The sequence below is a fragment of the Pararhodobacter sp. genome, assembly GCF_036802785.1.
In the GTDB taxonomy this organism is placed as follows: Bacteria; Pseudomonadota; Alphaproteobacteria; order Rhodobacterales; family Rhodobacteraceae; genus Pararhodobacter.
In genome coordinates this window covers 55,771-80,690 of sequence record NZ_DAIRVN010000011.1, presented here as the reverse complement: position 1 = coordinate 80,690, position 24,920 = coordinate 55,771, and the positions used below count along the sequence as shown (strand labels likewise).

General features: G+C 64.5%; 19 protein-coding genes. 5 read left to right on the top strand and 14 right to left on the bottom strand.

Translation table 11 applies throughout. The features are described from left to right. Positions 1–313: 313 nt before the first annotated feature. Complete coding sequence (locus V7Q53_RS06300; RefSeq protein WP_333827608.1) at positions 314–1,036, top strand: hypothetical protein; 723 nt, start codon at positions 314–316, stop codon at positions 1,034–1,036. Between the two features lie 384 nt (positions 1,037–1,420). On the opposite strand, the gene V7Q53_RS06295 is transcribed toward V7Q53_RS06300, so the two are convergent. Next, positions 1,421–3,916, bottom strand: coding sequence for a cation:proton antiporter (locus V7Q53_RS06295; RefSeq protein WP_333827607.1), 2,496 nt, complete (start codon positions 3,914–3,916; stop codon positions 1,421–1,423). Positions 3,917–4,312: 396 nt separating this feature from the next. Between V7Q53_RS06295 and V7Q53_RS06290 the strand changes: the two genes are divergently transcribed. Both V7Q53_RS06290 and V7Q53_RS06285 read left to right on the top strand, forming a co-directional pair. Beyond that, a complete protein-coding gene (locus tag V7Q53_RS06290) occupies positions 4,313–5,167 on the top strand; it encodes a universal stress protein (RefSeq protein WP_333827606.1) in 855 nt (284 codons plus the stop codon). Between the two features lie 56 nt (positions 5,168–5,223). Next, a complete protein-coding gene (locus V7Q53_RS06285; RefSeq protein ID WP_333827605.1) occupies positions 5,224–7,056 on the top strand; it encodes an SLC13 family permease in 1,833 nt (610 codons plus the stop codon). A 45-nt stretch (positions 7,057–7,101) separates the two neighbouring features. On the opposite strand, the gene V7Q53_RS06280 is transcribed toward V7Q53_RS06285, so the two are convergent. Then, positions 7,102–9,819: an HAD-IC family P-type ATPase gene (locus V7Q53_RS06280; RefSeq protein WP_333827604.1), complete on the bottom strand. Its 2,718-nt coding sequence runs from the start codon at positions 9,817–9,819 to the stop codon at positions 7,102–7,104. Between the two features lie 328 nt (positions 9,820–10,147). Between V7Q53_RS06280 and V7Q53_RS06275 the strand changes: the two genes are divergently transcribed. Next, entirely contained in the window at positions 10,148–11,557 is a 1,410-nt protein-coding gene (locus tag V7Q53_RS06275) for an exonuclease domain-containing protein (protein WP_333827603.1), read from the top strand. A 161-nt stretch (positions 11,558–11,718) separates the two neighbouring features. Here the strand turns inward: V7Q53_RS06275 and V7Q53_RS06270 are convergent, their stop codons facing one another. The 10 genes from V7Q53_RS06270 to V7Q53_RS06225 all read right to left on the bottom strand — a co-directional run bounded on the left by V7Q53_RS06270 (position 11,719) and on the right by V7Q53_RS06225 (position 21,563). Then, positions 11,719–12,090 (bottom strand): hypothetical protein, encoded by a 372-nt coding sequence (locus V7Q53_RS06270; RefSeq protein ID WP_333827602.1) that lies wholly within the window; start codon positions 12,088–12,090, stop codon positions 11,719–11,721. A gap of 58 nt (positions 12,091–12,148) precedes the next feature. Beyond that, positions 12,149–12,286, bottom strand: coding sequence for a hypothetical protein (locus V7Q53_RS06265; protein ID WP_333827601.1), 138 nt, complete (start codon positions 12,284–12,286; stop codon positions 12,149–12,151). A gap of 25 nt (positions 12,287–12,311) precedes the next feature. Then, positions 12,312–12,569: a hypothetical protein gene (locus V7Q53_RS06260; protein ID WP_333827600.1), complete on the bottom strand. Its 258-nt coding sequence runs from the start codon at positions 12,567–12,569 to the stop codon at positions 12,312–12,314. Beyond that, positions 12,569–13,243, bottom strand: a complete 675-nt coding sequence (locus V7Q53_RS06255) for a YcbK family protein (protein WP_333827599.1) — start codon at positions 13,241–13,243, stop codon at positions 12,569–12,571. The genes V7Q53_RS06260 and V7Q53_RS06255 overlap by 1 nt, the downstream gene beginning before the upstream one ends. A 69-nt stretch (positions 13,244–13,312) precedes the next feature. Then, the gene (locus tag V7Q53_RS06250; protein WP_333827598.1) at positions 13,313–13,621 is read right to left on the bottom strand and encodes a hypothetical protein; all 309 of its coding nucleotides are present in this window, start codon (positions 13,619–13,621) and stop codon (positions 13,313–13,315) included. A 31-nt stretch (positions 13,622–13,652) separates the two neighbouring features. Beyond that, positions 13,653–15,578, bottom strand: a complete 1,926-nt coding sequence (locus V7Q53_RS06245) for a DUF2793 domain-containing protein (protein ID WP_333827597.1) — start codon at positions 15,576–15,578, stop codon at positions 13,653–13,655. A gap of 10 nt (positions 15,579–15,588) precedes the next feature. Next, positions 15,589–19,587, bottom strand: coding sequence for a baseplate multidomain protein megatron (locus tag V7Q53_RS06240; RefSeq protein WP_333827596.1), 3,999 nt, complete (start codon positions 19,585–19,587; stop codon positions 15,589–15,591). A 10-nt stretch (positions 19,588–19,597) separates the two neighbouring features. Then, on the bottom strand, positions 19,598–20,059 hold the full coding sequence (locus V7Q53_RS06235) for an NlpC/P60 family protein (RefSeq protein ID WP_333827595.1): 462 nt from the start codon (positions 20,057–20,059) through the stop codon (positions 19,598–19,600). Then, entirely contained in the window at positions 20,056–20,940 is an 885-nt protein-coding gene (locus V7Q53_RS06230) for a DUF2163 domain-containing protein (RefSeq protein ID WP_333827594.1), read from the bottom strand. The genes V7Q53_RS06235 and V7Q53_RS06230 overlap by 4 nt, the downstream gene beginning before the upstream one ends. Beyond that, complete coding sequence (locus V7Q53_RS06225) at positions 20,937–21,563, bottom strand: DUF2460 domain-containing protein (RefSeq protein WP_333827593.1); 627 nt, start codon at positions 21,561–21,563, stop codon at positions 20,937–20,939. The genes V7Q53_RS06230 and V7Q53_RS06225 overlap by 4 nt, the downstream gene beginning before the upstream one ends. A gap of 17 nt (positions 21,564–21,580) precedes the next feature. On the opposite strand from V7Q53_RS06225, the gene V7Q53_RS06220 reads away from it, so the two are divergent. Beyond that, a complete protein-coding gene (locus V7Q53_RS06220) occupies positions 21,581–22,270 on the top strand; it encodes a LysE family translocator (protein WP_333827592.1) in 690 nt (229 codons plus the stop codon). A gap of 18 nt (positions 22,271–22,288) precedes the next feature. On the opposite strand, the gene V7Q53_RS06215 is transcribed toward V7Q53_RS06220, so the two are convergent. After that, positions 22,289–24,736, bottom strand: a complete 2,448-nt coding sequence (locus V7Q53_RS06215) for a phage tail tape measure C-terminal domain-containing protein (protein ID WP_333827591.1) — start codon at positions 24,734–24,736, stop codon at positions 22,289–22,291. Next, positions 24,729–24,920 (bottom strand): DUF7697 family protein, encoded by a 192-nt coding sequence (locus V7Q53_RS06210; RefSeq protein WP_333827590.1) that lies wholly within the window; start codon positions 24,918–24,920, stop codon positions 24,729–24,731. Before V7Q53_RS06210 ends, V7Q53_RS06215 begins: the two co-directional genes overlap by 8 nt.

The following is a 24,920-nucleotide window of genomic DNA, read 5'->3' as shown; positions in this document are numbered from 1 at the left end:
GTCAGGCTCATAACCTGAAGGTCGTAGGTTCAAATCCTACCCCCGCAACCAAAAAATTACGTGATATCAAATAGATAGAACCCGACTTAAACAGTCGGGCTTCACGCGTTGCATTTCATGTCAACGCCATGTCAACGTTTTGAGAGTCGACCCCCGCCCGGCAGCCGTAATCATCGACAATCACCGGTGCCCAGCGACAGCCGGTGACATTCTCCGGCGTTGGGCCGAATTGCCCGCGATCTTGTTTGCCGCCTGCCAAGCAGCCCCCTCCGCCCGCTTGGCAGCAACGTTCAGCTTGTGCCATGAAGGGCACATGATCGAATTCCGCCAACTCCCTGATGACCATCCCGATCTCGCGCATTCGCCCATGCTGCGCGCAGCACTCCTGACCCTTAAATACGCTCAAGAACATGGCTCGATCGGCCTGACCAAGACCAAGGCGTTCAAGCGCGTCTTCGTCCATTGGGCCGTCGAGCATTTCGGCTGGCCGGGCAAAAGCGCGGACGAGATGTTCCGCTACAATAAGGTCATCAACGAATACGAATTCCCGCCGCTCGAGGTGCTCCACTACCTGCTGATCTCTCTCCGCCTGGGGCGGCACTTCAAGGGCGAGTTCCGGCTGACTAAGCGGGGCGCCGAGTTGGCGCACGCTCCGGGCCGCCTGTTTGCCGAACTGATCCCACACTTCGTACTGCGGATCGATCACGCCTCCTACGCGCGCTTCGATGATCGCCCCTTCGGGAAATGGGACGTCTGGATGAACGTCATCAACGTCGAGGCCGACCACGGCACGACCGAGGCCGCCTTGTTCGAAGCCTTCTATGGAGAGCCGAAGGATTGGCACACGGCCGGCTGGCGCGAGATGGCCGCGTTCTCGTGTTGCGTTCTTCTGCCCCTGGAGTGGGCGGGGCTACTGGTGGAGACCCGCGAGACCAGCCCGGGCAAGCATGTGTGCCATGTCTTCAAGACCCCGCTCTGGCGCAGTGCGCTGAAACTGGACACCGATGGCATGCTTAAGCCGATATCGGTCCAGTAGCGTCTTCGCCTCCGGCGCGAAAAAACTGATTTGAGTAGTGGCCGAAATCTGCACATCAGCTGCGCAACACAAACTTGAGAGATTTTCGGCTCAACCGCATTGCTGACGATCGTGCAGATCGCAGCATGTTCCGCCATCGACGTGGAGGGCGGAGAGCCGCCTGACGGCAGCACGGCATAGCATTAGCCGTTTCCTATGAAAGCAGCCGAGCACTGAGGCGCCGTAACGCGGCTGTTGTGCGCATAGAGCGATAATGGTCGAACCAGCAGAGAGATGGCCTGCCTTCGGAAGACCAGCGCTGCCCAAAGCGGCCGTCAGACCGGGACAGATTGCGTGAAGTTTAGACCGTGACTGCGCACTTTGGATGAGCCAGTTTTACTGCGGCTACAGACCGAGCGCTTCGGTCGAAAGCCCTCGCTTTTCGGCGCTCTCCTTCACTGCCGCGCGAAGCATTTCGCTCTTTTCCAGCAAGCGCCGGAAGCGTGCCTCGTCAAGGACCAGCAGGGTCGAATGGGTGATCGCGGTGATCTGGGTTCGGCGAGTTTGGCGACTGAGAAGCGACAACTGTCCGAACATCTCTCCGCGACCGAGCTTACTTTTCTGACCTGCTGTCTCGACCTCGACGGCCCCTGACGCGATGAAGCAGACTTCGCGCGGCACGTCACCCTTGCGCATAAGCACTTCGCCGGGCTGGACGTAACGTGCCCGGAGCGTGCGGGCGAGACGGGCGCGGCTTTGTTCCTCCATGTTGGCAAAAAGCGGAAACTGGCGCACCAGTTCGGTCTTCTGCACTGCAAGGTCAAGCGCGGGGCGTGTTTCAGCGCGTTTCCGTTTCTCGCCCAGCTCCTTTTTGAGCGTAGTGTACAGCTCTCGGCCGATGAGGCCATCCTGATACAGAATATCGTATTCGCGCTCCTCAAGCCGGAGCGATGTGCGGCGGATAAAACGGCGTTCGATCTCTTCGGCATAACCGGGATATTGCAGACGAAGCCCGTCCAGCGCTGATTGGGTTTCCTCCTCGCGACGCTTCAGCAGCTCATGCAGGAGATCGGCCACGCGGCGGCCATGGATACGCCGGATCTTGCCATCGATATAACCGTGCAGATCCCGCAAGGTGAGGCGTTGATTCAGCAGGATCTCGAAGCGGTCAGCCGTCATCCGACCCAGCGAGCCCGAGAGCCGCAGTCGGTTGTGAAGGAAAATCGCCACGCGATACCAGCGCCCTTGAGCAAGACTCAGGCGCCCCGTCGCTCGGTATTCGTCGCGCCCACCAGCCCGCGTGCGTTCGATCAAGCGGTCGGCGTCTGATAGCATCTGTTCGGCCAATCGTGCCGATATCTGTTGTTCCCGGAACGCCTCGAGGATCATGTCCCGCTCGCGACCAGCGAGCGCAACAAGGCCAAGGGTGATCCTGTCGCGATCCGGGATTTCGTCGACCCCCTCGGCCTTCGACATCGCGCTGTCCAGGCGTTCGGCAAAGCGCTTGGCCTCGGACCTCACGATCTCGCGGGTCAGTTCATGGCGCTGCGCGGTGTTCGCGACTTCCTCGCGCACGTTTTCCAGAGCGACGGCAATCACTTGGTTCGACAGAGCGCGATCCAGCCGCGACAGCTTGTCGAGGCCAAGAAGCGAGATGATCCAGCGCAGGGTCGTTCCCTGAAACAGCAGCGTGTAAAGTGTGAAGCCGGTTGCCAGAATACCGACCTCGCGCTTGATCTCCAGCGGCACGCGCAGGTTCTCGGTCACGGCCAGCGCCAGAGCCAAAGTAACGGCGCCGCGCAGGCCTCCCCAGAGGATAGCAACGCGATATGGTCGGTCCACTCGTGGCGATAGTTTCATCGCGGTCAGCAGTGGCAGAACAAGATACAGCATGAACAGTCGTGCCGCGGTCGCAGCCAGGATCACCACCCCGATCAGCGCAACGTCGCGCAGTTGCACATCCGCCAGAAGGCGGGGCACAAGAAAGGCTGCCAAAAGGAAGATGAGCGCACCGGCCCAATGGGCCAGAACATCCCAGACCTCGCGCAGGTTGGTCCAGTTGCCGGGCGAAAGGCGTCCGGGCCCAAGGTAGTTAAGCGTCATCCCGGCCATGACGACGGCGATAACACCAGAGACGCCGAGAACTTGATCGGCAACGAGATAGGTGACGTAAGGCAGCGCCACGCTGAGGGAAACTTGCGCCAGAGGGTAACGGCTCATCAGCGCAAAGAGCGAAATGCAGATGCGCGCGAACACCCAGCCGATCCCGATGCCACCAAAGACCAGCAGCGGAAAGCCCACCAGCGCATCGCGCAAGGTCGGGTTGGGCACTCCCAGCATGACAAAGGTCAGGAAGAACCCGAACAGCGCGATGGCGGCAGCGTCGTTCAGAAGGCTTTCACCCTCGACGATCCGGGTCAGACGCTGGGGGGCGGCAATGTTGCGAAAGATCGAGACCACGGCCGAGGGATCGGTCGTCGCAACGATCGCGCCGAGCATCAGGCACGCCATCAGGGGCAGTGTCGTGAAAGGGGTCAGCGCGAAGCCGATGGCGAAGGTCGCGACCACCACCGCCAGCACAGCCATGACCAGGATCGGCACCCAGTCGTCAGCCATGCGGCGCAGGTTCAGCCCCAGCGAAACCTGGAACAGCAGCGTCGGCAGCAGGACGTAAAGAAAGACGCTGGCGCGGATGTTGAACTCGAACAGTTCGACAGCCAGCGGCAAGCCCAGAAGCTCGCGACCGTGATCGACGAGGAGAACGGCCGCAAGGCCAATCAGCGTTCCGATGAGAGCCAGCACCACCGTGTAGGGCAGCCGGGCGCGGTCGGCCAGAGGCTCGCTCAGGGAGATAACAACAAAGAGCGCGGCAACGATGCCGACGAGCGAGATGACATCCATGACATGGCCGATAACCGCAGGTGCGGCTTTGGTGGAAAGATGGTTGGGAAGCCCCTTCCTGAATGAGGTTTTTTCAGACTATGGTCAATCCCCGCAGCCGTCGGGGTTGAGATCAGATGCTTGATTTCACGCATCAATCGGTGGCGTCCGCTGTATCGTGGTCGACGCGCAGATCCCGCCAACCGGACAATCCGGGGTCCATCAGGTTCCGAAGCGGGACGCAGCACACTGTCATCCAAACCACCATCGCCAGCACGGTCTGGGCCACCGCCATCATAGCTGTGACAAAGGCGATTGGTCACGCCTCTGGCTCATCAGGGTTTCCGGGTTTTCATGACGGAATTTCAATGTCATAATAGGATTATACCGCAAAAAGAACCGTAATCCTCTGGTGCCATGCTCAAATCCATCCTCGTCGCCTCCGACCTGTCGTCTCGCGCAAAGCCCGCTGTACAACGGGCCGTTCAGCTTGCCGAGGCAAGCGGTGCCAAACTTGCGGTGTTGCATGTCGTCGAGGATGATCTGGTCGAGAGCCGAGTGCACGAAGAAATCTCCAACGCCGAGACCTTCCTGTTGGACCAGATCACAGGCCTTGGCGCGCCGCCGCAAACAGAGGTCGCAGTTGTGACGGGCCATGCCTTTAACGCCATAGGTGAGGAAGCCCAGGCCCGCGAAGCGGATCTGATCGTGATGGGCGCGCATCGGCGCCAGTTCCTGCGCGATATCTTCACCGGCACCACGATCGAGCGTGTCACCCGTACCGCGGGGCGTCCCGTCCTGATGGCCAACTCCAGAACAGGCGAGCGCTGGCGGAAGGTATTTATCGCCACCGACATGTCGGACGCATCGGGCCATGCCGCTCGCAAGGCACATGCGCTTGGCTTGCTGGACAATGCTGATGTCACCTTCGTTCACGGTTACGCGCCGATCACGCGCCAGATGATGACCCATGCCGGTATCCCCATCGAGCGGGTCCATGAGGAAGCGGAGCGCGAATTCCAGTCCACGCGCCGCGAGCTGGGGCGGTTCATCCAGGGCCTCGATCTCGGCGATCTGAGCTACAGTGCGCGGATCATCGAGGGTGTCGGAGCAGATGCCATCGCCGGTCTTGTAGAACAGGCAAAGCCCGACCTTCTCGTGATCGGCACGCGCGGTCTGTCCGGCGTCAAGCGGCTGTTTCTGGGCAGCGTGGCGCAGGAGTTGATGGGCAGTCTGGAGATCGACATACTGGCCGTGCCCCCGCAGGCATGAATTGCCGCATAGCACATCTCACTTCCCGCCCCTCGCCGCTCTGCGGGGTGTAGCTCATGTACGAGCTGGCCATGGTCCTTGCCCTGCTCGGGGCAGCGGTGGTGATGTTCGCCATCAACCGGCCGCGCATGGATGTGGTTGCGGTGATCATGATGGTCGCGCTGCCGATGACGGGCGTGATCACCATGTCCGAGGCGCTGGTCGGGCTGTCGGACCCGAATATCGTGCTGATCGCGGCCCTGTTCGTGATCGGCGAGGCGCTGGTGCGCACCGGCGTCGCGCAGCGCCTTGGCGACTGGCTGACCGCGCGGGCCGGTGCCAGCGAGGCGAAGCTGATCTTCCTTCTGATGGTGATCGTGGCAGGCGTGGGGTCGTTCATGTCCTCGACCGGGGTGGTGGCGATCTTCATCCCCATCGTACTGCGTATCGCGCGCAACGCCCGCATTCCGGCCGGTCGGCTGATGATGCCCTTGTCGATGGCGGCGCTGATCAGCGGGATGATGACGCTGGTTGCGACTGCACCCAACCTGGTCGTCCATTCCGAACTGATGCGGCAGGGCCATGACGGCTTTGGCTTCTTCGCCTTCACCCCGTTCGGCGTGCCGATCCTGGTGCTGGCGATCCTCTACATGCTGGTCGCACGGCGGTTCCTCGCCCCTGGCCCCGCGCCTGTACTGCCCATTCGCGCGGCCCTGACCGGCTGGGTTTCGGACTACGACCTCGCCGCGCGGGAGCACCGGTTGCAGCTTCGTGCAGGCTCAAACCTCGCAGGCAAACGGCTGGATGCATTGGACCTGCGCGCAAGTGCAGGAATCAATATCATCGCGATCGAGCGGGATAGCCGGTTCCGTCGCAAGCTGGTCCAGCCTCGCGCCGAAACGATACTGGAAGCGGGCGACATCCTCCTGATCGACCAACGCGCACGCGAAGGCGAGGCCGGGTTCGATCTCGACGCCTTCGCACAGGCGCACGATCTGGTCGCGCTGCCGGTCTCCGGCCAGTGGTTCACCGACAGGGCGCAGGAAATCGGCATGGCGCAGATCCTCGTGCCGCCAACCTCGCGCCTAATCGGTCAGACCGTGACCGGTGCCCGCTTCCGCAGCGTCCATGACCTGTCGGTCATCGGGATGAAGCACGGCACGAAGCCGGTACCCCAGGGCGTGATCGACGAGCCCCTGCGCGCGGGCGACACGCTGCTGACCGTCGGCCCCTGGCGCGCGATCCGCAAACTGGCCGAGGAACGGCGCGACCTGATCCTGCTGGACCTGCCTGCCGAGGCCGACGAGGTCGTGCCCGCACGCCATCGCGCCCCACTGGCAGTTGGCGTGCTGGCGCTAGTCGTGGTGCTGATGGTCTGGGGGATTGTGCCGAATGTGCAAGCGGCGCTGTTCGGCTGTTTGCTGCTGGGCCTGTTTCGCTGCATCGACATGGCAGGCGCCTACCGGTCGATCCACTGGCAAAGCCTGATCCTGATCGTGGGCATGCTTCCCTTCTCGTTGGCGCTGCAGCGCACTGGCGGGGTCGAGATCGCAGCCGGGGCGCTTCTGGCTGCTCTGGACGGCGCCTCGCCCCGGGTGGTGCTGGCCGCGATCTTCGTGGCGACCGCAGCGCTGAGCCTGTTCATCTCGAACACGGCCACCGCCGTCCTCATGGCCCCGGTGGCGCTGGCCGTCGCAGCCGCGCTTGGCGCATCCCCCTATCCCTTTGCGATGACCGTGGCGCTGGCGGCTTCGGCGGCCTTCATGACACCTGTCTCGTCGCCCGTGAACACGCTTGTCGTCGGGCCGGGCAATTACCGCTTCACCGATTTCCTTCGGATCGGCGTACCTTTCGCGATCGTTTGCCTGCTCACCAGTGTCTTGCTGGTGCCCCTGATCTTGCCGTTCTGACAGCGGCGGCGTTCCGGGCGCCGCCTGTCGAAGCTGTCAGGGTGGCTAGTCATCCCGAAAGCGGTGGCGGATGAAATGCTTCTCGACCTCGAGAAGCACGAAGCTCGCCGCCCCGAGCGCGATGATCAGTGCTCCCTCCCCGAGCGTGAGCGGACGCGATCCGAAGATCGTGTTCATGATCGGCAGATAGGTAAAGGCAAGCTGCCCGGCCACGACGACCGCCAGCGCGATCCACACCGGCGTCGTGCCCTTCACCCCGGTATAAGTGAAGGACGTCATATGCAGGAACCGCACGCTGAAGAGATAGAAGATCTCCAGCACCACCAGAGTGTTCACCACCATGGTCCGCGCAGTTTCCAGATCGCGCCCCTGTTCCAGCGCCCAGAAGAACACGCCCAGAGAAATCGCGGCGAACATGATCGACACGATGATCACGCGCCACAGGATAAAGGGCGTCAGTAGCCCCGCATCCGGACGGCGCGGGGCCCGGCGCATCACACCCGGCTCGGACGGCTCAAAGGCCAGCGCAAGGCCCAGTGTGGCGGCAAGGATCAGGTTCACCCACAGGATCTGCACCGGAGTCATCGGCATCGCAAAGCTGAACAGGATGGCGAGGATCACGGTCAGTGCCTCACCGCCATTGGTGGGCAGGGTCCAGCCCACCACCTTGCGGATGTTGTCATGAACCGTGCGGCCCTCGTGCACAGCGGCGACGATCGAAGCAAAATTGTCATCCATCAGCACCATTTCCGAGGCTTCCTTGGCGGCCTCGGTGCCCTTGACGCCCATCGCGATGCCGACATCCGCCTGCTTGAGCGAAGGCGCATCGTTCACCCCGTCGCCGGTCATCGCGACCACCCGCCCCTCGGCCTGAAGCGCCTGCACGATGCGTAACTTGTGCTCGGGGCTGGTGCGGGCGAACACGATGGTGTCGCGGACGGCCTGGGCGAAATCCTCGCCCGACAACTGGTCAAGGTCATGGCCGGTCAGCACGGCGGGATCGTCGCCGAGGCCAAGCTGCCGCGCGATGGCCTTGGCGGTGGCGGCATGGTCACCCGTGATCATCCGCACGCCGATCCCCGCCGAGGCGCATTCCGCGATGGCAGCGATTGCGTCCTCTCGCGGGGGGTCGATGAAACCTACGATGCCAAGAAAGGTCAGCCCGATTTCGACATCGGGGAAATCGATGCGCGCCGTTCCCTCGGGCATGTGGCGCATGGCAAAGCCAAGCACCCGCTCGCCCTGTTCGGCGGCCTCTGCGACCCGGTCCGACCAGTAACCCGCGTCCAGCGCCGTCGCCCCATCAGACGCCTCTTGCCGCGCGCACATGGCCAGAACGGCTTCGGGCGCACCCTTGACCAGCACCACATGCCCGGCCGGCGACACGCTGTGCAAAGTGGCCATGAACCGATGCGCGGCATCAAAGGGAATCTCGTCGCTGCGCGCCCAGTCCGCGCGCTCGGTTTCTGGATTGAATGCGGCCTTCATCGCCAGCGTGACAAGGGCCCCTTCCATCGGGTCGCCCTCGACATGCCACACTGTCCCCTCAGTGCGCAGCCGGGCGTCGTTGCACAACAGTCCGGCGCGGATCAGCAGCAGCACCGCCTTGTCCGCCGGATCCGTATCGGGGAACAGAAGGTCCGCACCGGGCGCATAGCCCGACCCTTCGACGATCAGCGTATCGCCCGCCGTCACAACGCGCCTGGCGGTCATTTCGTTGCGGGTCAGCGTCCCGGTCTTGTCGGAACAGATCACCGAGGTGGCCCCAAGCGTCTCGACCGCCGGAAGGCGCCGGATCACGGCGTTGCGCGACGCCATCCGCTGCACGCCGATGGCCAGCGTGATGGTAATGACGGCAGGCAAGCCCTCTGGCACCAGACTGACCGCCAACGCGACGACAGCCATCAGCGCTTCGTCCCATTGGTAGCCGCGCAGCGTGACCGCAAACACAAAGAGCACCGCCGCGCCCGCAAAAGCGAAACGGGTGAACCGTTGGCCAAATCGGTTGATCTGGCGCAGAAGTGGGGTCGTCAGTTCCTCGACACCGCCCAGCAGCTCGCTGATGCGGCCGATCTCGGTCTGCAAACCCGTTGCATATACGATGCCCGTTCCTTGCCCGGTGGCAACCAAAGTACCGGAAAAGGCAAGCGACCGGCGGTCGCCAAGGGCTGCGTTCGCGTCAACGGGGTCGGTGTGCTTGGTCGCGGCCACGGACTCTCCGGTCAGGATCGCCTCGTCGATCCGCAGACTGCGGGCGCGCAACAAGCGCAAGTCCGCTGGAACGCGGTCGCCCGCCTCGATCAACACGACATCGCCCGGAACAAGGTTGGCCTGCGGCACGCTGATGCGCTTGCCGTCGCGCAGCACACCGGCCTTTGGCGCGATCATGTCGCGGATTGCTGCAAGGGCATCTTCGGCCTTGCCCTCTTGCAGGAAGCCCACGACGGCATTGACCAGAACGACGGCGAGGATCACGCCGGTGTCGATGAAATGCCCAAGCGCAGCCGCAGCCGCGGCCCCGGCGAGAAGGAAGTAGATCAGCGCGTTGTTGAAATGCCCAAGGAACCGAAGGACCGGGTGACGCCGGGTGCCGGTCGGTATCGAATTGGGCCCATGCTGGTGGAGTCGCCGCTCAGCCTCAATGGCACTCAGGCCCTGAAAACTCGACGCAAGCTCGTCCACGACGTGCGCCGCATCTCGGTCATGGGCAGAATGAACTGTTTGATAGTCTTCTTGATGGGCAGAAGCAGGGGCATCGAGCATGAAAGGATGGCTCCAATAACGGGATTGGCCAGACGGGTAACCCCATCTGTAACGCAAAAAAGATAATGGCGAGCAAGGTTTGATGCCGGGGGCTGCATTTCCCGATCAAGGGATTTCTAAGGTGAACGCGAAAAAATCTTCGTAAAGCACACCTGTTAACGCGAGCTTGTATCCGTCGTATCCGTCGTATCCGAGCGGCCACATTCAGGCATGCCGCCTTGCGGCGGGGGTTACTTGACCGGCAGCTTTGGTACGGGTGCGTCGAGTGTTCGACTGAACCTACAGTTTGCTGGATGACGATTCACACGCGTTACGGTAGGCTGCGTTCATGACATTTGCGTTTTATGATCTCGAAACCACCGGCATCTCGCCCGCCTTCGACCAGCCCCTGCAATTCGCGGCCATTCTGACGGATGACGCATTCAGGGAGATCGAGCGGGTCAATCTGCGTTGCCGGGTCGCGCCGCACATCATTCCGTCGCCTTGGGCGCTGGCGGTTACCGGATTGCGCCCAGCGCAACTGACCGATCCGACGCTGCCGAACCTCTTTGAGTTCACCCAAGACATCGCAGCTCTGATCGAGCGCTGGTCGCCCGCGACATGGACCGGGTTCAACAGCATTCATTTCGACGAGGAGATGCTGCGCCAGGCCTTCTACCAGAACTTGCAGCCGGACATTTTCGCGACCCAGTTCAATGGCAACACGCGGCTTGATGTGCTGACATCGCTCTATGCGGTCTGGTACCGCCAGCCGGATCTGCTCAATTGGCCGGTGGATGAAACAGGCCGCGTGCGCTTCAAGCTCGACCTTTTGGCCCCACAGAACGGCTTCGTTGCCCATAACGCCCATGATGCCCTTGGCGATGTCGAGGCGACCATCCATCTTGCGCGACTGATCGCCCAGCGCGCGCCAGGCCTCTGGGCAGAGATCCTGACCAACCGCGACAAGACCGCGGTGCAGACCCGGCTTGCCAGCTTCCAGCCCATGGCGCTGGTCGAGCGTTTTGGCGGCGGCCCGCCCCGCGCGACGATCGGCTGCTTTTGCGGCACGTCAGCCAGTAACGCCAATCAGGCCGCATTCTTCGACCTCGACGGGGCCGATCCGGCTGATCTTCTGGCCGCCGATGATGCCACGATCTTCGCCGCGGTGGACGCATCGCCGAAAATCATCTGCTCTCTTGCCATCAACAAGTCGCCCGCGCTTCTCACTGTGCCCAACCCGAGCCCCGTGCACGTCCAACGCGCAGAGGTCATCGCGCAGGCGCCCGGCTTTCGAGACCGTGTGGCCAAGGCGCTGGCCGCGCGCTTCCCGCAGGAACCAGCGGCCCCACTGCCCCCCGTTGAGAAGCAGATCTTCGGCGGGTTCTACAGTAACGCTGACAAAGCCCTGCTGACCGAGTTCCAGCGCGCGGACTGGCTGCGGCGTCAGGAGATTGCCGCGACCCTCACCGACGCGCGCCTGCGTCAGCTGGGTCGACGCCTTGTCGCACTCCATGCGCCAGAGCTGCTCTCCCCGGAAGAGCGCGGTCAATTTGATGCCTGGCTTCGTGAACGTTGGTCTGCGCCCAATGCGCCGGACATCGAATGGACGGGCTTGGCGAAAGCGCGGGACGCTCTGGGTGAATTGCGCGCAAAGGCAGGGATTGATCAGGAATTGATCGGAGAGATTGACGCCTATCTGCAACGTTTCGAGCCCTTAGCGTTCTCAGGCAAAACTGGCTTCCCGGTCATTGCGTGAACCCAAGGTGCAGGCAAGGCACGAATTTCAGGATGTTGGAACCAGGCTGAAGCTGTGCCTGCAGGTCCTAACTGAGGCTCCGCCTTTCACCATCCATGCCTGCGTGACCCATGCCCGGCCGTCCTGCCATGAACACCCGCACTTGCAGGGTTCATCGCGCCTTATTGAGGCTTCGCGCTGCTGCCGATCATCCTCGGGTCGATTTCTGGCTCGTCCCATTTTGACGCAACGCCCATCCAGCGCTCGATCTGGGCCTGAAGCTTGGGTTCGTCCGCATGCAGGTGAAACGTATAGAGGCGGTTGACGATGTCGCGCATCAGCGCGCGCAATTCACCTTCATCGATGCGCGAGACTTCGGTCCAGGGGATGCGGCGACCATCGGCATCCAGAAGAAAGACGTCCGAATAGTCGCCGGTCCGGGTGATGGGGGTCAGGCCGGCATGCAGCGTTTCGAGCTGCGTGTTGCGCACGCAAAGCATGGCCATGATCTTGGCCAGCTTTGCCGCAATGCGCTTCTCGTCGTCGTGGTTCATGTGGCCAGCTTAATGCGCGCTGGGCCGTCCGGCCAAGACGATTTCGAGTTAGGGGGGCTCATGGTGTCTGGCACGCCCGCGTCTGCGCGCGCAGCACAGCATAATCCGCCAGCCATTCCGCAATCACGGCCCCTTCTGGCAGCACCGCAACTTCCTCGGCTACGCGCGCCTGCTCCACCCGGCTGTATTCCACCACGGGCGGGCAGGCTCGGCGCGGGGTGTCAGAACTCGCCCCCGCGCAGGCGGTCAACAAGATCGTCGCGGCTGCGAGGGCGGCGCGCGGCTGCATCCAACATCTGGCGGTGAATGGCATCGTGACGCTCCAGTTGGTCGATCCGTTCGGCTGAGCGGCCAGCGCGCTCGGCCGTACGGCGAAGGTTGAGGATGAACAGGGTGAGGGTGAGGGCTGCGAGTGCAAACACCATCGCTTGCCGCGCCCATGGCCGGGCGAGGGCTCCGATCAGCAAAGAGCCCCACATCAGCGCAGGCCCTTCTTCCAGTCATCGACCCGCGCCCAGACGGCCACCGCGATCCCGCCCAGCGCCAGTGCGATGAAAAGCCAGCGGAGCGTGTCGAGATACGGCAGCAGCGGCAGAACCGCGCCCTGCGCCTCGGCCAACGCCTCCTGTGCCACCTCGACGCCAGCTGCGCCTACAGTTGCCACGCCTGCCGCCCCGGTGCCGCGCAGTGTCCGGCTCTCTGCAAGCGCCTCGCGCGCTGGGCGCGTCTCAGCCACAAACGGAACCGCGCGGACTGGAAACGGCTCGCCCCAACTGCGCGCTGGCCCGAGGTCGATGTGCATGAAGCCCGAGCGGGGATAGGTGCCAAAGCCAAGGAAGCCGACAGCGCGGGCGGCCGCCATGAAGGCCACCGGGTCATGGTTCGACATGGCGATGTCAAACGCCGTCCCCTGCATGTGCTTTGATGCCGGGGCCCCGCCGACGGCGCGGTTGTGGCTGGGGCTGCGGTAGCCGGAGCGCACGATCAGCGGTTTGCCGAGGCGGTTGCGCAGGGATTGCAGCTTATCCATGGCTTCGGTGTTGATCTTGATTGCGCCGGTCCCGCGGCAGGCGATTTCGGCTGGGGAAAAGCTGGGCCAGCGCCAGGCAGACTCAGGCACGTCGCGGAAATGGGCATAGGTCAGGGTCGGCATGGGGGATCCTCCAAATGAAAAACCCGCCTCTGGGGCGGGTGGGGTGGCGGGTGGGAAAGGTCGGGTGGATCAGTCGGATCGGCCGCGCTGAAACGCGTCGAACAGCATGTCGCGCATCGAGCGGATATCGGTCTCGATCCGGTCCAACCGGTCGCCGTCCGCCTTGCGGTCCTCGCTGCGCTGCTTGTCGATCCGGTCCCGTTCGGTGATGAGTTCGCGATCAAGGCGGTCCAGCAGAGCCTCGTTCGTGAAGGCCTTGCGCGTGATCGCCGCGATCAGGGCGATGGTGCCGCCGATCAGGGCGGTCAGCGCGGCGGTGATCCCGTGGTCCCGAAAGGCCCGCGCGACCTCCGCGGCGAGAGAGGTCTGGTCGTTCATTCTGGTCCTTTCTGGCCACGGCCGTGGCGGTTCAATAATCCGTCTCGACGTAGACGCCCGGGCAGTCGTAGGCGACGGCGGCGGCGGTGCTGCCGGTGTTCATGTAATTGCGCGGGCTCAGCAGCTGGGTGGCAGCGGGCATGTCGGTGGTGATGGTGAACTCGACCGCCGCCCCGCTGACCTCCTCGACGACCCGCACGCCGATGTCCGATCCGTTTGGCGCAGCGGCGATGTAGAGGGTCAGCACGTTGGTCGTGCTGTTCACCGGGAAGCTGGCGCCCAGATCGATCAGCGTCGGTGCCCCCGCGCCATCGTTGTGCACGAGTTGCCAGTTGGTGTGGCTGCCGCGCTGGAAGCCGATGCCGATGCAGTTGACCGCCGCCGCCAGCGTCAGGGTCGTCGCGAGCGCCGCCGTCGAACCATAGAGGCCAAAGAACCCCATGCCGGTGGCCTGTAGCGTCGTCAGTGACAGCCGGTTGACATAGCTCCAGCCGCCCAAGCCTGCGGCATTGCCGCGCCAGCAGACCCAGCCCGCCGAGCGTTCCTCGGCCACGGCATCCACGGTTGCCGCACTGGTCACCCGCCAGCGCCGCATACTGGTCGACAGGTTGGTGGTGGCCAGCGTCGGCGTCGATACGGTGCCGACGGCCGTGCGCGGCATGCCGTTGGTGTTGACGGTGGTGCTGGTGGAGGGCGCCCATGTGGCGATCCGGTTGACCCCAAAGTGGGGCTGCAACGGAAAGAACCGGCCCGAGGGGCGCTGCACATCCAGCCATCCAGCTCCGGCGCGGTCGCGGGCATAGACGGCAAGCTTGCCTGCAGGCGGTGGATCGGGCGCGGCGGGCAGGGCTGGCATCACCAGCGGTTCCGGCAACTCGACCCGGCCGGATGTGCGGTCGATCCGGATCGCGTCAAAGAAGGTCGAGCCGTTTGGGCTGACCTTGAAGCTGAAATCGTCGTTGCCCAAGAGGCCGATCAGCGCCCGCGCCGAGAAGCCGGTCTTGAAGGCAAAGGCCGCGTCGTCGGCCGGCGCGTTCTTGTTGAAGGTGGCCTCGATCCCGGCCCCGGCATGGTTGAACAGCATCGCGGGGGTGTTGATCGAGAAGCGGTTGTAGCTGTCGGCGGTGGCCCAACCGAGACCCAGAAGCTGGGCCGTCAGGTTCGCCTGGGGCATGCCGACCTGCGTGACGGCATTGGCGAAGGTGACTGTGGGGGTGTTGATCACCGTGGTGCCGCCCGCGCCTGCCGTGGCCGAGCCGATGTTCACCACCGTCGTGGATCCATTCGCGCCGCCCGTGCCGATATTCACCGTCTTGGTGGTGCCGTTGGTCGTGGCTCCGCTCCCAAGGCCGTAAGTCGCAGTCCCGGTCGCGGTGCCAATGTTGGCCGAGGCCGCTGAGACTGTGACAGTTCCCGAGGCGGTCAGGGTACCGGAGAAGGTCTTGTTGCCTGTGAAGGTCTGCGTGCCTGCGAGGATCGCCAGTTCCGAGGATGTGTTCGGCAGCGTGAAGGTCCGGGTCGTGCCGGTCGTGATCCCAGACAGCGAGAACAGCGCCCGCTTTGTCGGATCGGCATTATTCACCAGGCTGAAGACGGCATCCGACACGTCGACTGGTTCCCCAACCGGCTGCCAGGCACTGCCGTTCCAGACCAGAAACATCTGTTCGGCCGCGATCCATGCCAGCCAACCGGGGCGCGGCACCAGCCGCATCCAGACCCCATCGACCCAGAAGGCCACGTTCAGATCCCAGCCCGACCAGAGGCCAGTCGCGCCTGACGCCACAATATGCCGGTCGCCATCGGTCGGGCTGGCGGGTGGGCCGGTGCGCGTGCGGTCGAGGACTGACAGCTGCACCATCGCGTCCAGCAGCCGCAGCGCCTCATTGTGGGTGACATGCTTCTGCGCTTGCGATGCCAGAATGTAGGGCAGCAGAAGATGGGTAGTGATGTCGGACATGGGTGCGCTTTCAGAAGCTGAGGGTGACGGATCGCCCAGCGCCCCGGCCGATCAGCGCGGAAAGCTGGTAGATGCTGATGGCGAGGGATTGGCCGGGCCCGAGGGGCGCGCCCCAATCGGCGGTCTGTTGCGCGGCGGTGTAGAGGGCGCTGGTTGTGGCAGTCGTCAAGGATCGCTTGACAACTGACCCGTCCAGAATGTCGACCGCGTAGGCTTCGCTGTCTTCGGCCAAAGGTACATCGCCCATGCCCCAGGTGTCAGCGGCCAGAGATCGCGAGCGGCGTTTCCAGCGGATCGTCAGGTCGCCCGGGCTGCGGGCAGTGCGCCAGGGCTGTTCGACATGCGCGACGGAGAAAGGCCGCAGCCCAGCGCCTTCGGGGGTGAAGCTGGTGGCAACAAAGGTCTCGTCGCTGACCGGGCGCGACGCAGGGCCAATGCGCCAGTTCCACGGCAGGCCGAGGTCGGCTTCGGAAATCGGCAGGCTGGCAAGGGTTGCATCCAGCACCACGACGCGCGCGCCGGTCGCTACCATGCTGACCATCGCTCCTTCCGTCCCGCGCTGGCCCCGCAGCAGCCGGGTCAGCCGGTATCGTCCCGGCGCGATCAGTTCGGCCGTGCCCGCCTGTACGATTTCCCACTGCCCAGTGCCGGTTTCCACTGCCAGTGCATTGGCCCCACCCAGCAGCGTAATATCCGTCACGCTTTCCAAAGTGCCTGAGAACAGGTCCACCACCAGCGCATTGCCAAGATCGAACCGCGACACCGGCCCTGAATAGAAATCAGCCGCAAGCACACCCATGCGGGCCCGCGAGTTGAAGGTGGTCAGCAGGGCAAAGCCATCCGTCGCGGCGCTGCGGTAGACCGCGATTTCGCCGGGCCATGGCTTGGCATGCGCCGCGACGAGGGGGCGGTGCGCAGGCTGATCTTCGCGCAGTTGTGGCAGCTCCAGCAGCAGCAAATCCGGCGAGCCCAAGACCGTCGGCGTCGACAATGTGGCCGGGCGGGGTTCGCCGGGCGGCAAGTCATAGACCGACCGATCCTGGCGCACAGCATCGACGCTACGCAGGTCCGAGTCGGCGATGGACACGAGGCGCATTTCCGTCAGGCGGCCATCGTGGTCCAAGAGGATCACGTCGGAGGGATCCAGCGCCAGCCGTGAGGGCGGCAGGCGGAACACCGCGCTTTCGCGGCCTACCCATGCCTCCATCAGCGCGCGCCGGCACCGGCGTTCGGCCTCTTCGGGCGGGATCGCCATCGGAAAACTCTCCGAGGCGATGCGCGTGGTATCGACGGTGATCCGCCGGGCCTCGACCTGTGCGGCGTCGTAATCCTCATCCGCCCGCGCGACTTGCCATTTCAGGGCCTGCGGCAGTTCGGTTTCCTGCGCCCGGGTCAATTCCATCACGTCGCCTTGGGCCGAGGCGGGCGCGATCATGCTGTCGGGCGTGACCGTAGCGCTGGCGATCCGGCCGCGCATCACGAACTTGATGCGGCCCTCGCTCTCGACAGCATCAAAGCCGAAATGCCGCGCCAGCGTGGAAATCGAGGCACGCGGGGCTTCTAATGCCGAGATCACGTACCCTTCGACTGCGCCCCAGAGGCCGGAGACGTCGATCAGCTCCTCGGGCATCCCGGCGCGCAGGCAGAGGTGACGCACGAGGGCCGCCAAGGACACTGCGCCGAGCCGCCCGGTCAGCCAATGGCCCAACCGCCAGTTCGGGCCATCGGTCCAGACATCGGTCAGCCCGGGGACGAAGGGATACGGCCGGGCGTCCCAGGTCCAAGCGGCGCATTCGGGGACATTGACCATGCGCGCACCATAGACCGATGAGGTCGGATTGTTCGCCGCAGCGCCCCAGAACAGATAGGTCGCTTCCAGATAGGCCCGCTGAATCGCATCGTCTCGCCAGCCCCGCGAGAAATACGGCGTGAAGCTCTCGGATGATTTCGGATCGAAGAACACGTTCGGCTGATTGGTCCCGCGATCAATCCCGGGGCAGCCGAGTTCCGTGAACCAGATCGGCTTGGACTGCGGCACCCATGCGGTTGGCGTGCCGCTTTCCACACCGCCGGGCCGGTTGAAATGGGGGTTTTGCCACCAGGCGCGCAGATCCTTGAAGCGGAAGACCCATGGTTTGCCCACGGCACCATCGGTGATCGGCGTCCGGTTCTGTGCGGTTCGATCCAAGGCGCTGGCATAGAACCAGTCGAACCCCTCGCCACCCGCGATGTTGGATTGCAGATAAGCCCGGCCATAGATCGCCGGGGCCAAGCTCGCATCGGCATGATCGAACCCATCGCGCCAGTCCGACAGCGGCATGTAGTTATCGATGCCGATGAGGTTGATGTTGGCGTCTGACCAAAGCGGATCGAGATGGAAGAACACATCGCCCGAGCCATCGCTGGGATGATGCCCGAAGTATTCCGACCAGTCGGCCGCGTAGCCAATCTTCGTACCAGCGCCGAGGATCGCGCGCACATCTGCCGCGAGGGACTTGAAGGCAGTGACGGCGGGATAGGTGCTGGCGCCCGAGCGGATGGTTGTCAGGCCAGGCATCTCAGACCCGATCAGGAAGGCATCGACGCCTCCTGCCGCTTTGCACAAATGCGCATAGTGCAGGATCATCCGGCGCAAGCCCCAATCGCCAGCCGGGCCGGTCCAGCTGACGGTGGCGCCTGACACGCTGAAGCTGGCGGGTGTCGCGGTGCCGAACAGTGATGACACTTGTGTCGCGGCTGTGGCGGTCTTGTCCACCGATCCGGCGAAACCTGCGGCGGGCGAACAGGTGATCCGGCCTCGCCAAGGGAATGTCGGTTGGCCCGATTGGGAGGCATTGGCACTGTAGGGATTGGGCTTCGTGTTGCCGGGCGGGACGTCCATCAGGATGAAGGGATAGAAGGTGACCCGCAGCCCGCGCGCCTTCATCTCCTGAATAGCCTGCACCACGGCGAAGTCGGCAGGCGTGCCGCCATAAACCGGACGGTCTTCAGTATCGCGGCTAACCAGAAAGGCATCGGCACGGCCGACACCGTTCACGGACCAGGACGATGGCGTGGTGGTCTTTGCTGCCACCTCGACGCCGGGGCGCACCTTGCACGATCCTGCGCGCAGGTCATCGCCGAACCAGGCCACTACCAGGCTGACGCTTTCCACCGCTGGGGCCAGGGATTGCAGCCGGTCCAGCGCCACAACGATGTCGGCTGTGCCGGTGATTGCGTTGAGGTTCTCGGCTACGGTACTGCCGCCCGATGTCTGGCCGAGGATGTTGGTGGTACCGCCGTTGGTCTTCTTGACCGGCGCGGTCGCATAGGTGAATTCGCCCGAGGCCGGGATCATCGTCACTGCTTTCACCAGACCTTCGGCTGTGTCGGCATCGGCCAAAGGCCGGAACACCTCGAAGCTGATCTGCGGCAGGCGGTTGCCAAAGGCGCTGAGGTCCAGTTCCTCGAAGACGACATAGGCGGTGCCACGATAGGCCGGGGTGTTGGCCGCACCCATCTTGGCGGCGATGAACGGATCGGGGGATTGCACCTCATCGCCCGGATACCAGCGCCAGGTGACTCCGGTCATGTCCATCGGCTTGCCGTCGGCCCAGACGCGGCCAATGCCCGTGATCTCGCCCTCGCACAGTGCCACGGCGAAGCTGGCGTAGTAGATGTATTCGGTCGTCTTGACCTTCGGCCCGCTACCTTTGCCGCCGCCTTGCGTGGTGGTGTTGACCTCCTCGCGAAAATCGGTGGCCCAGATGATATTGCCGCCGATGCGCATGCGACCGAAGAGGCGCGGGATCACGGCCCCTTCGGTCGAGGAGGTGATGCGCAAGCTGTCGAGCCGCGCGCCCTCGATGCGTTGCGCCGGGGCGAGGGATGATACGATCCAGTTGTCGACCACCGACCCGATGGTCGAGCCGATGAAACCACCGATGGCCGCGCCGGAAAAGCCAAGGATGGCCCCGCCAAATGCGCCGCCAATCGCGGAGCCGACGGCGCCGAGAACCAAAGTTGCCATGTGTGGGGTCTCAGTCTCTTGGGAACAGGAAGGCGAAGGCGATCTTGCGCGCCCATGCCGGGGTCAGGGTTTGCTCGACCACGCCCAGCCGTTCATAGGCGTGGATGAAGCGGTCGGGGCCGGTCAGGATCCCGACATGCTTTGCGATGGCGCGCGTCGGAGCAGTGCTCCGACCCATCCGGAACAGGATCAGCGCGCCGGGACCGGCCTCAGTCGGCGTGATTTCCGGCATCATCTGGCGCGCGCCCTCGGCCAACACCTCGCGCGGGCCTGTTTCACCCCAATCCCGGCTATAGGGCGGAATGGGGAAGGGCTCATCGCCCACAACCTCGCGCCAGACGCCGCGCGCAAGGCCAAGGCAGTCGCAGCCGACGCCGCGCAGGCTGGCTTGATCGTGATAGGGCGTGCCAATCCAAGACCGCGCGACGGCGATGACCAAGGCGGGATCGGCCACGGCCGCGCGGCTTTTCACAGAACATTTCCTTCATGGCCGCCGTCCTGGCTGGCATACCGCAGCACCGCATCCTGGCCGGGTATGTTAGGAAAACCCCGGAAATTGGCTGTGTTGGCGAACTTCGCGCTGCAGGTCGCGATCCGCTTGTCGCAGCCTGCCCTCGCAACGAAGCTGTCCCCTTCGGCGATGGCACGCACCGGCGCTTCCAGCAGGGTAAGGGTGGCAATGGTGTCGGCCAAGCCGTGGGACAGCACCTCGATGATGCGCCCGGCAATTGCGCCGCTGGTCCATGTCAGGGTGCCGGAGGTGAACCAGCCCGCCTCAAACCCGGACAGCCCCGAGGCCATGAACGCCCGGTCGCGCAAGAGGTCGGTAACGATGCCCGCGCCCTTGTAGATGGCGTTTTCCAGATCGATGCCGCAGCGCGCATCGCCAAGTGCAGCATCGCATCCCGCCTGAAACGTCCGCCCCACGGTCTGACCCAGCACATGCGCCAGTGACCGGACCTCGGCGACAAAGGCCATGCGCCCGCGCCGGATTTGTCCGACCGCGCCCCGGCGTAGCAAAACACGCTGGCTGGTGTCGGCCCAATTGACCCGCCACAGCTCCACCGCCGCGTTGTCCCAGCGCCCGTCGAGGATATCGGTTTCTGTGATGCGGTCGGAGGTGAGAACGCCAGTGGCGTCTTGCGCATCAACCGCCAGATCAGAGCCAGCGCGGATTTCCGAAGCGGCGAACCCGCTTTCCGGTTCAAAAGCGATCCCATCGAAGCTGAGGGCGCGATCATGATCGGTAAAGCCCAGTGCCACGCCATCCGAACGCGAAATCTTCCAGCAACAGGCCAAGGTGGTGGTGCCGTCATCCAGATGGGATTGCAGCGCGGCGGAGAGGGTCTTCATTTTCGGATCTCCAGCAGGGGGATGGAGGTGATCGATCCCAGTCGCTCAAAGTCGAGGGTCACATCCAGCGTGTCGCTGTCGAAGCGCACCGGCACATCGAATTCAAAACCGGCGCGGACGATCACGCCGCTCGCTGGGGCGGTGGTGAAGGTGACAACGCCGGTCGTCGTGTCCAGCGCCCAGCCTGATAGCTGCTCCACCATGCCCAGCGCGACGCGGACGGTACCAGCGACGGGCTTGGTGATGGTCCTGACCCATGTCTGTGCGCCGGAGGTGTAGCGTTTTGCAAGCTGGAAGGTCTGCAGGCTTCCGGTCCCGGTGCCAATCTGCTGGTCCGTTGCGGTGACTGCCTGCGAGGGCAGGGCGGATTTGTAATCAGCCCAATCCTTGTAGCGAAACCCGTGCAGGCGACCGTTGCGGGCCTCGAAGAAGGCGACGACCGCCGCCAGATCATCCGCACGCCGGATGCCATAGGCGACGTCATAGCGGCGGCGCGAGTTTGCCCAGCTGGCGTTGCGTTCTTCGTCGCCCGAAGCCAGTTCCACCACTTGGGTGCGCCGTTCAGGACCACCGCGCGCGCCTCGGCTGATGTTGTCGGGGAAGCGGATTTCATGAAACGACATGGTATTCTCGATGCTCGATGAACAACCTGTGGCCAAGCTTCGTCCGCACTTTCGGCGGCGGGTTGACTCAGATCAGGGATTTGCAGCTGCGGGCGTTCGATATATCCACTCGCACGCACAGGAGTGTTGGGTTGGGTCTGGTCGAATTTCTCTTTGCTGTCGGTGGCCTTCTTCTGACGCCGGGGCCGACGAACACGCTCCTCGCGCTGGCAGGTGCCAGCGTCGGCATGCGTCGCGCATTTCCGCTGATCAGTGCCGAGATCGCTGGCTATCTTGCAGTGGTGTTGCCACTTGCACTGTTCGGGCAGGCGCTTGTGGATCGCTGGCCGGTTGCGGGCGATGCCTTGAAGTTGGCGGCAGCCATCTGGGTCATGTACCTCGCCGTCCGACTCTGGCGGCCGACCGCGCCAGGCGTCGGTTCGGTGGAGGTGACATGGGGCCGGGTTTTCGTCACGACGTTTCTGAACCCCAAGGGTCTGATCTTTGGTCTCGTCCTGCTGCCAGCGATGGCATCGCCTGATTTCCTGCCGAGGCTGGGCGCTTTCTGTCTTCTGATCGTTGTCGTGGCCAGTCTTTGGAGCGGGTTCGGTGCGCAAATGGGGCGTGGCCGGACGGATGATCGTCCACCCACCCTGTTTCGCCGGTTCGCAGCGTGCTGGCTTGCGTTACTGTCGGTTGCGCTGCTTGCCGACATGGTGCAGGCCTGACCCTCTCGGGGAGGTTGATCACATGCCCCTCCGGCCCAGCGAGACTGCGCGGGCAATGTCCGCTGCGACCTGCGTCCGGGATTGCCGGAAACTTTCGGCGTCGCGGGCCATGATCGTGACGGAAATGTTCGGGGCAGCGCCTTGCCCTTGGCCATAGCCAGCAGCTTCTCGTCGTGACAGAACCCGCTCACCACGCTGCAGGATGGCCGGAACCTCGTCGGGTTTGATCCCGGCCCAGCCACCAGAATGCATGCGCGGGGCATTGGCGAAGGCTATGGCTGGGACCATGCGGCCGGGGCCTGGCGAACCGACTATGCCTCCCGCGTGCAGGATGTTGGCGAAGATGCCACCCGCACCGCCCAGCGCGCCAGAGAGTGCATTTGCGATCGGCCCGAGGATGAAGCGCCGCGCCGCGAGCCTCGCCAGATCGGCAATCATCGAGGTCACAAGATCGCGGAAATCCAGTTTGCCGGTTTTGACGAATGTGGCCACCGCGTTTTCGGCGCTCTGGAATGCCCCGACCAGCGCCTGTCCGATGTCGCCGCCGATGTCGCGGGCCTTGGCGGCATAATCAGCGAGGGCGGCGGTCACGGCGGCCCAGCCGGTCAGGGCGGTTTCTGCGCCCTCTGCGGTTGCCGCTCCTGCCGCGCGACCAGCCGCCCCGGCGCGACCTGCGGCACTTCCCGTATCGTCCAGTTCGTCGCCCAGCGCGCTGGCGGCGGCAGCGGCACCGGCCAGCGCAGCCTCGGCATCCGCACCGCTGCCGGTCATCGCATCGCGCAGCGCCTGCCAGCTGGCGAGCGGGCGGCCTACGGCATCGGCCAGCATCCCGGCCGCCTCGCGATAGCCGTCTGCCCGTCCGCGGGCATCCTCGGCCATGGCCCCGAGGCCAAGATCGGGCGGTTCCAGATAGGTGCGCGACAGTGCGGCAGAAAAGGCATCGGCTGCGGCGGCACCGGCAGACTCGGCCGCGCCTTCAAATGGGTTGCCGATCCGCGCGAGGCCCACAGGGTCGAGCGTTCCGATCCGGACCCCACCCTCGCCGGTTGCCCATTCCGGCAGCAGCGCGAGTGCGGCGTTCAAGCCGTTGATGAAATTGTTGATCCGGGTGACCACGCCGTTCAGCATGGCCTCGACGCCGGAGATGAGGCCATTCGCCGCCTGGAAGGCGAAATCGCCGATGGCCCCGGGCAAGCTGCCCCAGATCGCCACCGCCGCATCATAGGCGCCCTGGAAGATCGCCGCCGTCCGATCACCGAAACTGACCACGCCTGCGATGGTCCCTTCCAGCGCCGAAAGCCCCGCGGCCTTCAGCCCCTCCCAGCCTGCGGACATGCGCGCGAGCGCCCCGTCCAGCGCCAGCCCCATGCGCGACCAGACCTCTTTGGCGAGATCGGCCAGCAGCCGGAAGGCCTCGCCCACGCCGCCCGCCCCTGCGACCAGCTTGGTGAACTGATAAACCAGCTCGCCCGCGCCGACGATCAGTGCGCCGATCCCGGTGCGGATCAGCGCGACGCGCAGAACGACCAGTGCCGTGGCGAGGCCACGGACGGACAGCGCGGCCATGGCCATGCCCGCCACCCAGCGCCCGGCCATGAGGCCTGCGAAGGTGGCGGCATAGGTGGTAAGCCGCCCGATGTTGTCGAAAAGCCCCTTGATCGCGATGCCCAGCGGCCCGGTGGTGCGCGCCACGGCCGCCAGCGCATTGGCAACAGCCTCAAGTGCCGGGGCTGCGGCCACTGCCAGTTGGTTCGAAACCCCGCGCCAGATCAGGCCCAGCCGCGAGATCGCGTCATTGGTGCGTTCGATCTGGGCGGCGTCCTGATCCGAAACCACGACCCCGAAATCGTGCACATCTGCTGTTGCCTGGCGCAGTGTCGCCGTGTCGATCCGAGTGAACACCAGTGCTGCGCGGTCGCCGAAAAGCTGCGAGGCGACAGCGGCGCGCTCGGCCTCGGGGACAAACTGACCCAGCGCCTCCTGAATGGCCGCGATGCGGCGGTCGAGCGGCGCGCGCTGCAGATCCTCGGCCGAGAGTTGCAAGCGACGCAGGGCCTCCACCGCGGGGCCGGTCCCCGCCGCCGCCTGTGACAGTCGGCGCGTCAACTGCACGGTGGCCTGTTCGACCTGACCCATCGACACGCCCGCCAGATCGCCCGCCCGTTCCAGCACTTGAATGCTGGCGACCGTGGTGCCGAGCGAGGCCGCGAGTTTCGCCTGCGCATCCACAGTCTGCAACCCTGAGCGGATCATCGCGGCACCGGCGGCGGCCAGCGCCGCAGTTGCCGCTGCCGCAGCCAGTGTGGCACGACGGGCAAAGGCGGCAACGCGGGCATTGGCCATGTCCATCTCGCGCGAGAGCCGCCCGAAGCCGCGCGCGCCAGCCGCGCCGACGCCCTCTAGTTCCGCACGCACCTGGCGGCCGCCTTCAGCGACGAGGCGGACGGATACACGCTTTTCAGCCATCGCGGCTTCCTTCCATCTGTTCGTTCAGTTTGCGCACCATCACGGCCTCGATCTCCGGCAGCAGTTCGGCGGTGATCAGGGTGTCGATCCCGAGGGCGCGGGCCATCGCCAGCGCCGCACCCATGTCCCAGCCGAGGACCGCACTGGGGGTGACGCGCAGCTGACCGCCAAGGCGGCCGACCAA

Bases quoted from the DNA above. Each gene is read 5' to 3' on its own strand.
- V7Q53_RS06220 (WP_333827592.1), top strand. From the start codon at position 21,581: ATGAACAACCTGTGGCCAAGCTTCGTCCGCACTTTCGGCGGCGGGTTG.
- V7Q53_RS06255 (WP_333827599.1), bottom strand. From the start codon at position 13,243: ATGCCGACCCTGACCTATGCCCATTTCCGCGACGTGCCTGAGTCTGCC.
- V7Q53_RS06285 (WP_333827605.1), top strand. From the start codon at position 5,224: ATGTACGAGCTGGCCATGGTCCTTGCCCTGCTCGGGGCAGCGGTGGTG.
- V7Q53_RS06260 (WP_333827600.1), bottom strand. From the start codon at position 12,569: ATGTGGGGCTCTTTGCTGATCGGAGCCCTCGCCCGGCCATGGGCGCGG.
- V7Q53_RS06280 (WP_333827604.1), bottom strand. From the start codon at position 9,819: ATGCTCGATGCCCCTGCTTCTGCCCATCAAGAAGACTATCAAACAGTT.
- V7Q53_RS06240 (WP_333827596.1), bottom strand. From the start codon at position 19,587: ATGGCAACTTTGGTTCTCGGCGCCGTCGGCTCCGCGATTGGCGGCGCA.
- V7Q53_RS06250 (WP_333827598.1), bottom strand. From the start codon at position 13,621: ATGAACGACCAGACCTCTCTCGCCGCGGAGGTCGCGCGGGCCTTTCGG.
- V7Q53_RS06295 (WP_333827607.1), bottom strand. From the start codon at position 3,916: ATGGATGTCATCTCGCTCGTCGGCATCGTTGCCGCGCTCTTTGTTGTT.
- V7Q53_RS06300 (WP_333827608.1), top strand. From the start codon at position 314: ATGATCGAATTCCGCCAACTCCCTGATGACCATCCCGATCTCGCGCAT.
- V7Q53_RS06215 (WP_333827591.1), bottom strand. From the start codon at position 24,736: ATGGCTGAAAAGCGTGTATCCGTCCGCCTCGTCGCTGAAGGCGGCCGC.
- V7Q53_RS06270 (WP_333827602.1), bottom strand. From the start codon at position 12,090: ATGAACCACGACGACGAGAAGCGCATTGCGGCAAAGCTGGCCAAGATC.
- V7Q53_RS06290 (WP_333827606.1), top strand. From the start codon at position 4,313: ATGCTCAAATCCATCCTCGTCGCCTCCGACCTGTCGTCTCGCGCAAAG.
- V7Q53_RS06275 (WP_333827603.1), top strand. From the start codon at position 10,148: ATGACATTTGCGTTTTATGATCTCGAAACCACCGGCATCTCGCCCGCC.
- V7Q53_RS06225 (WP_333827593.1), bottom strand. From the start codon at position 21,563: ATGTCGTTTCATGAAATCCGCTTCCCCGACAACATCAGCCGAGGCGCG.
- V7Q53_RS06245 (WP_333827597.1), bottom strand. From the start codon at position 15,578: ATGTCCGACATCACTACCCATCTTCTGCTGCCCTACATTCTGGCATCG.
- V7Q53_RS06230 (WP_333827594.1), bottom strand. From the start codon at position 20,940: ATGAAGACCCTCTCCGCCGCGCTGCAATCCCATCTGGATGACGGCACC.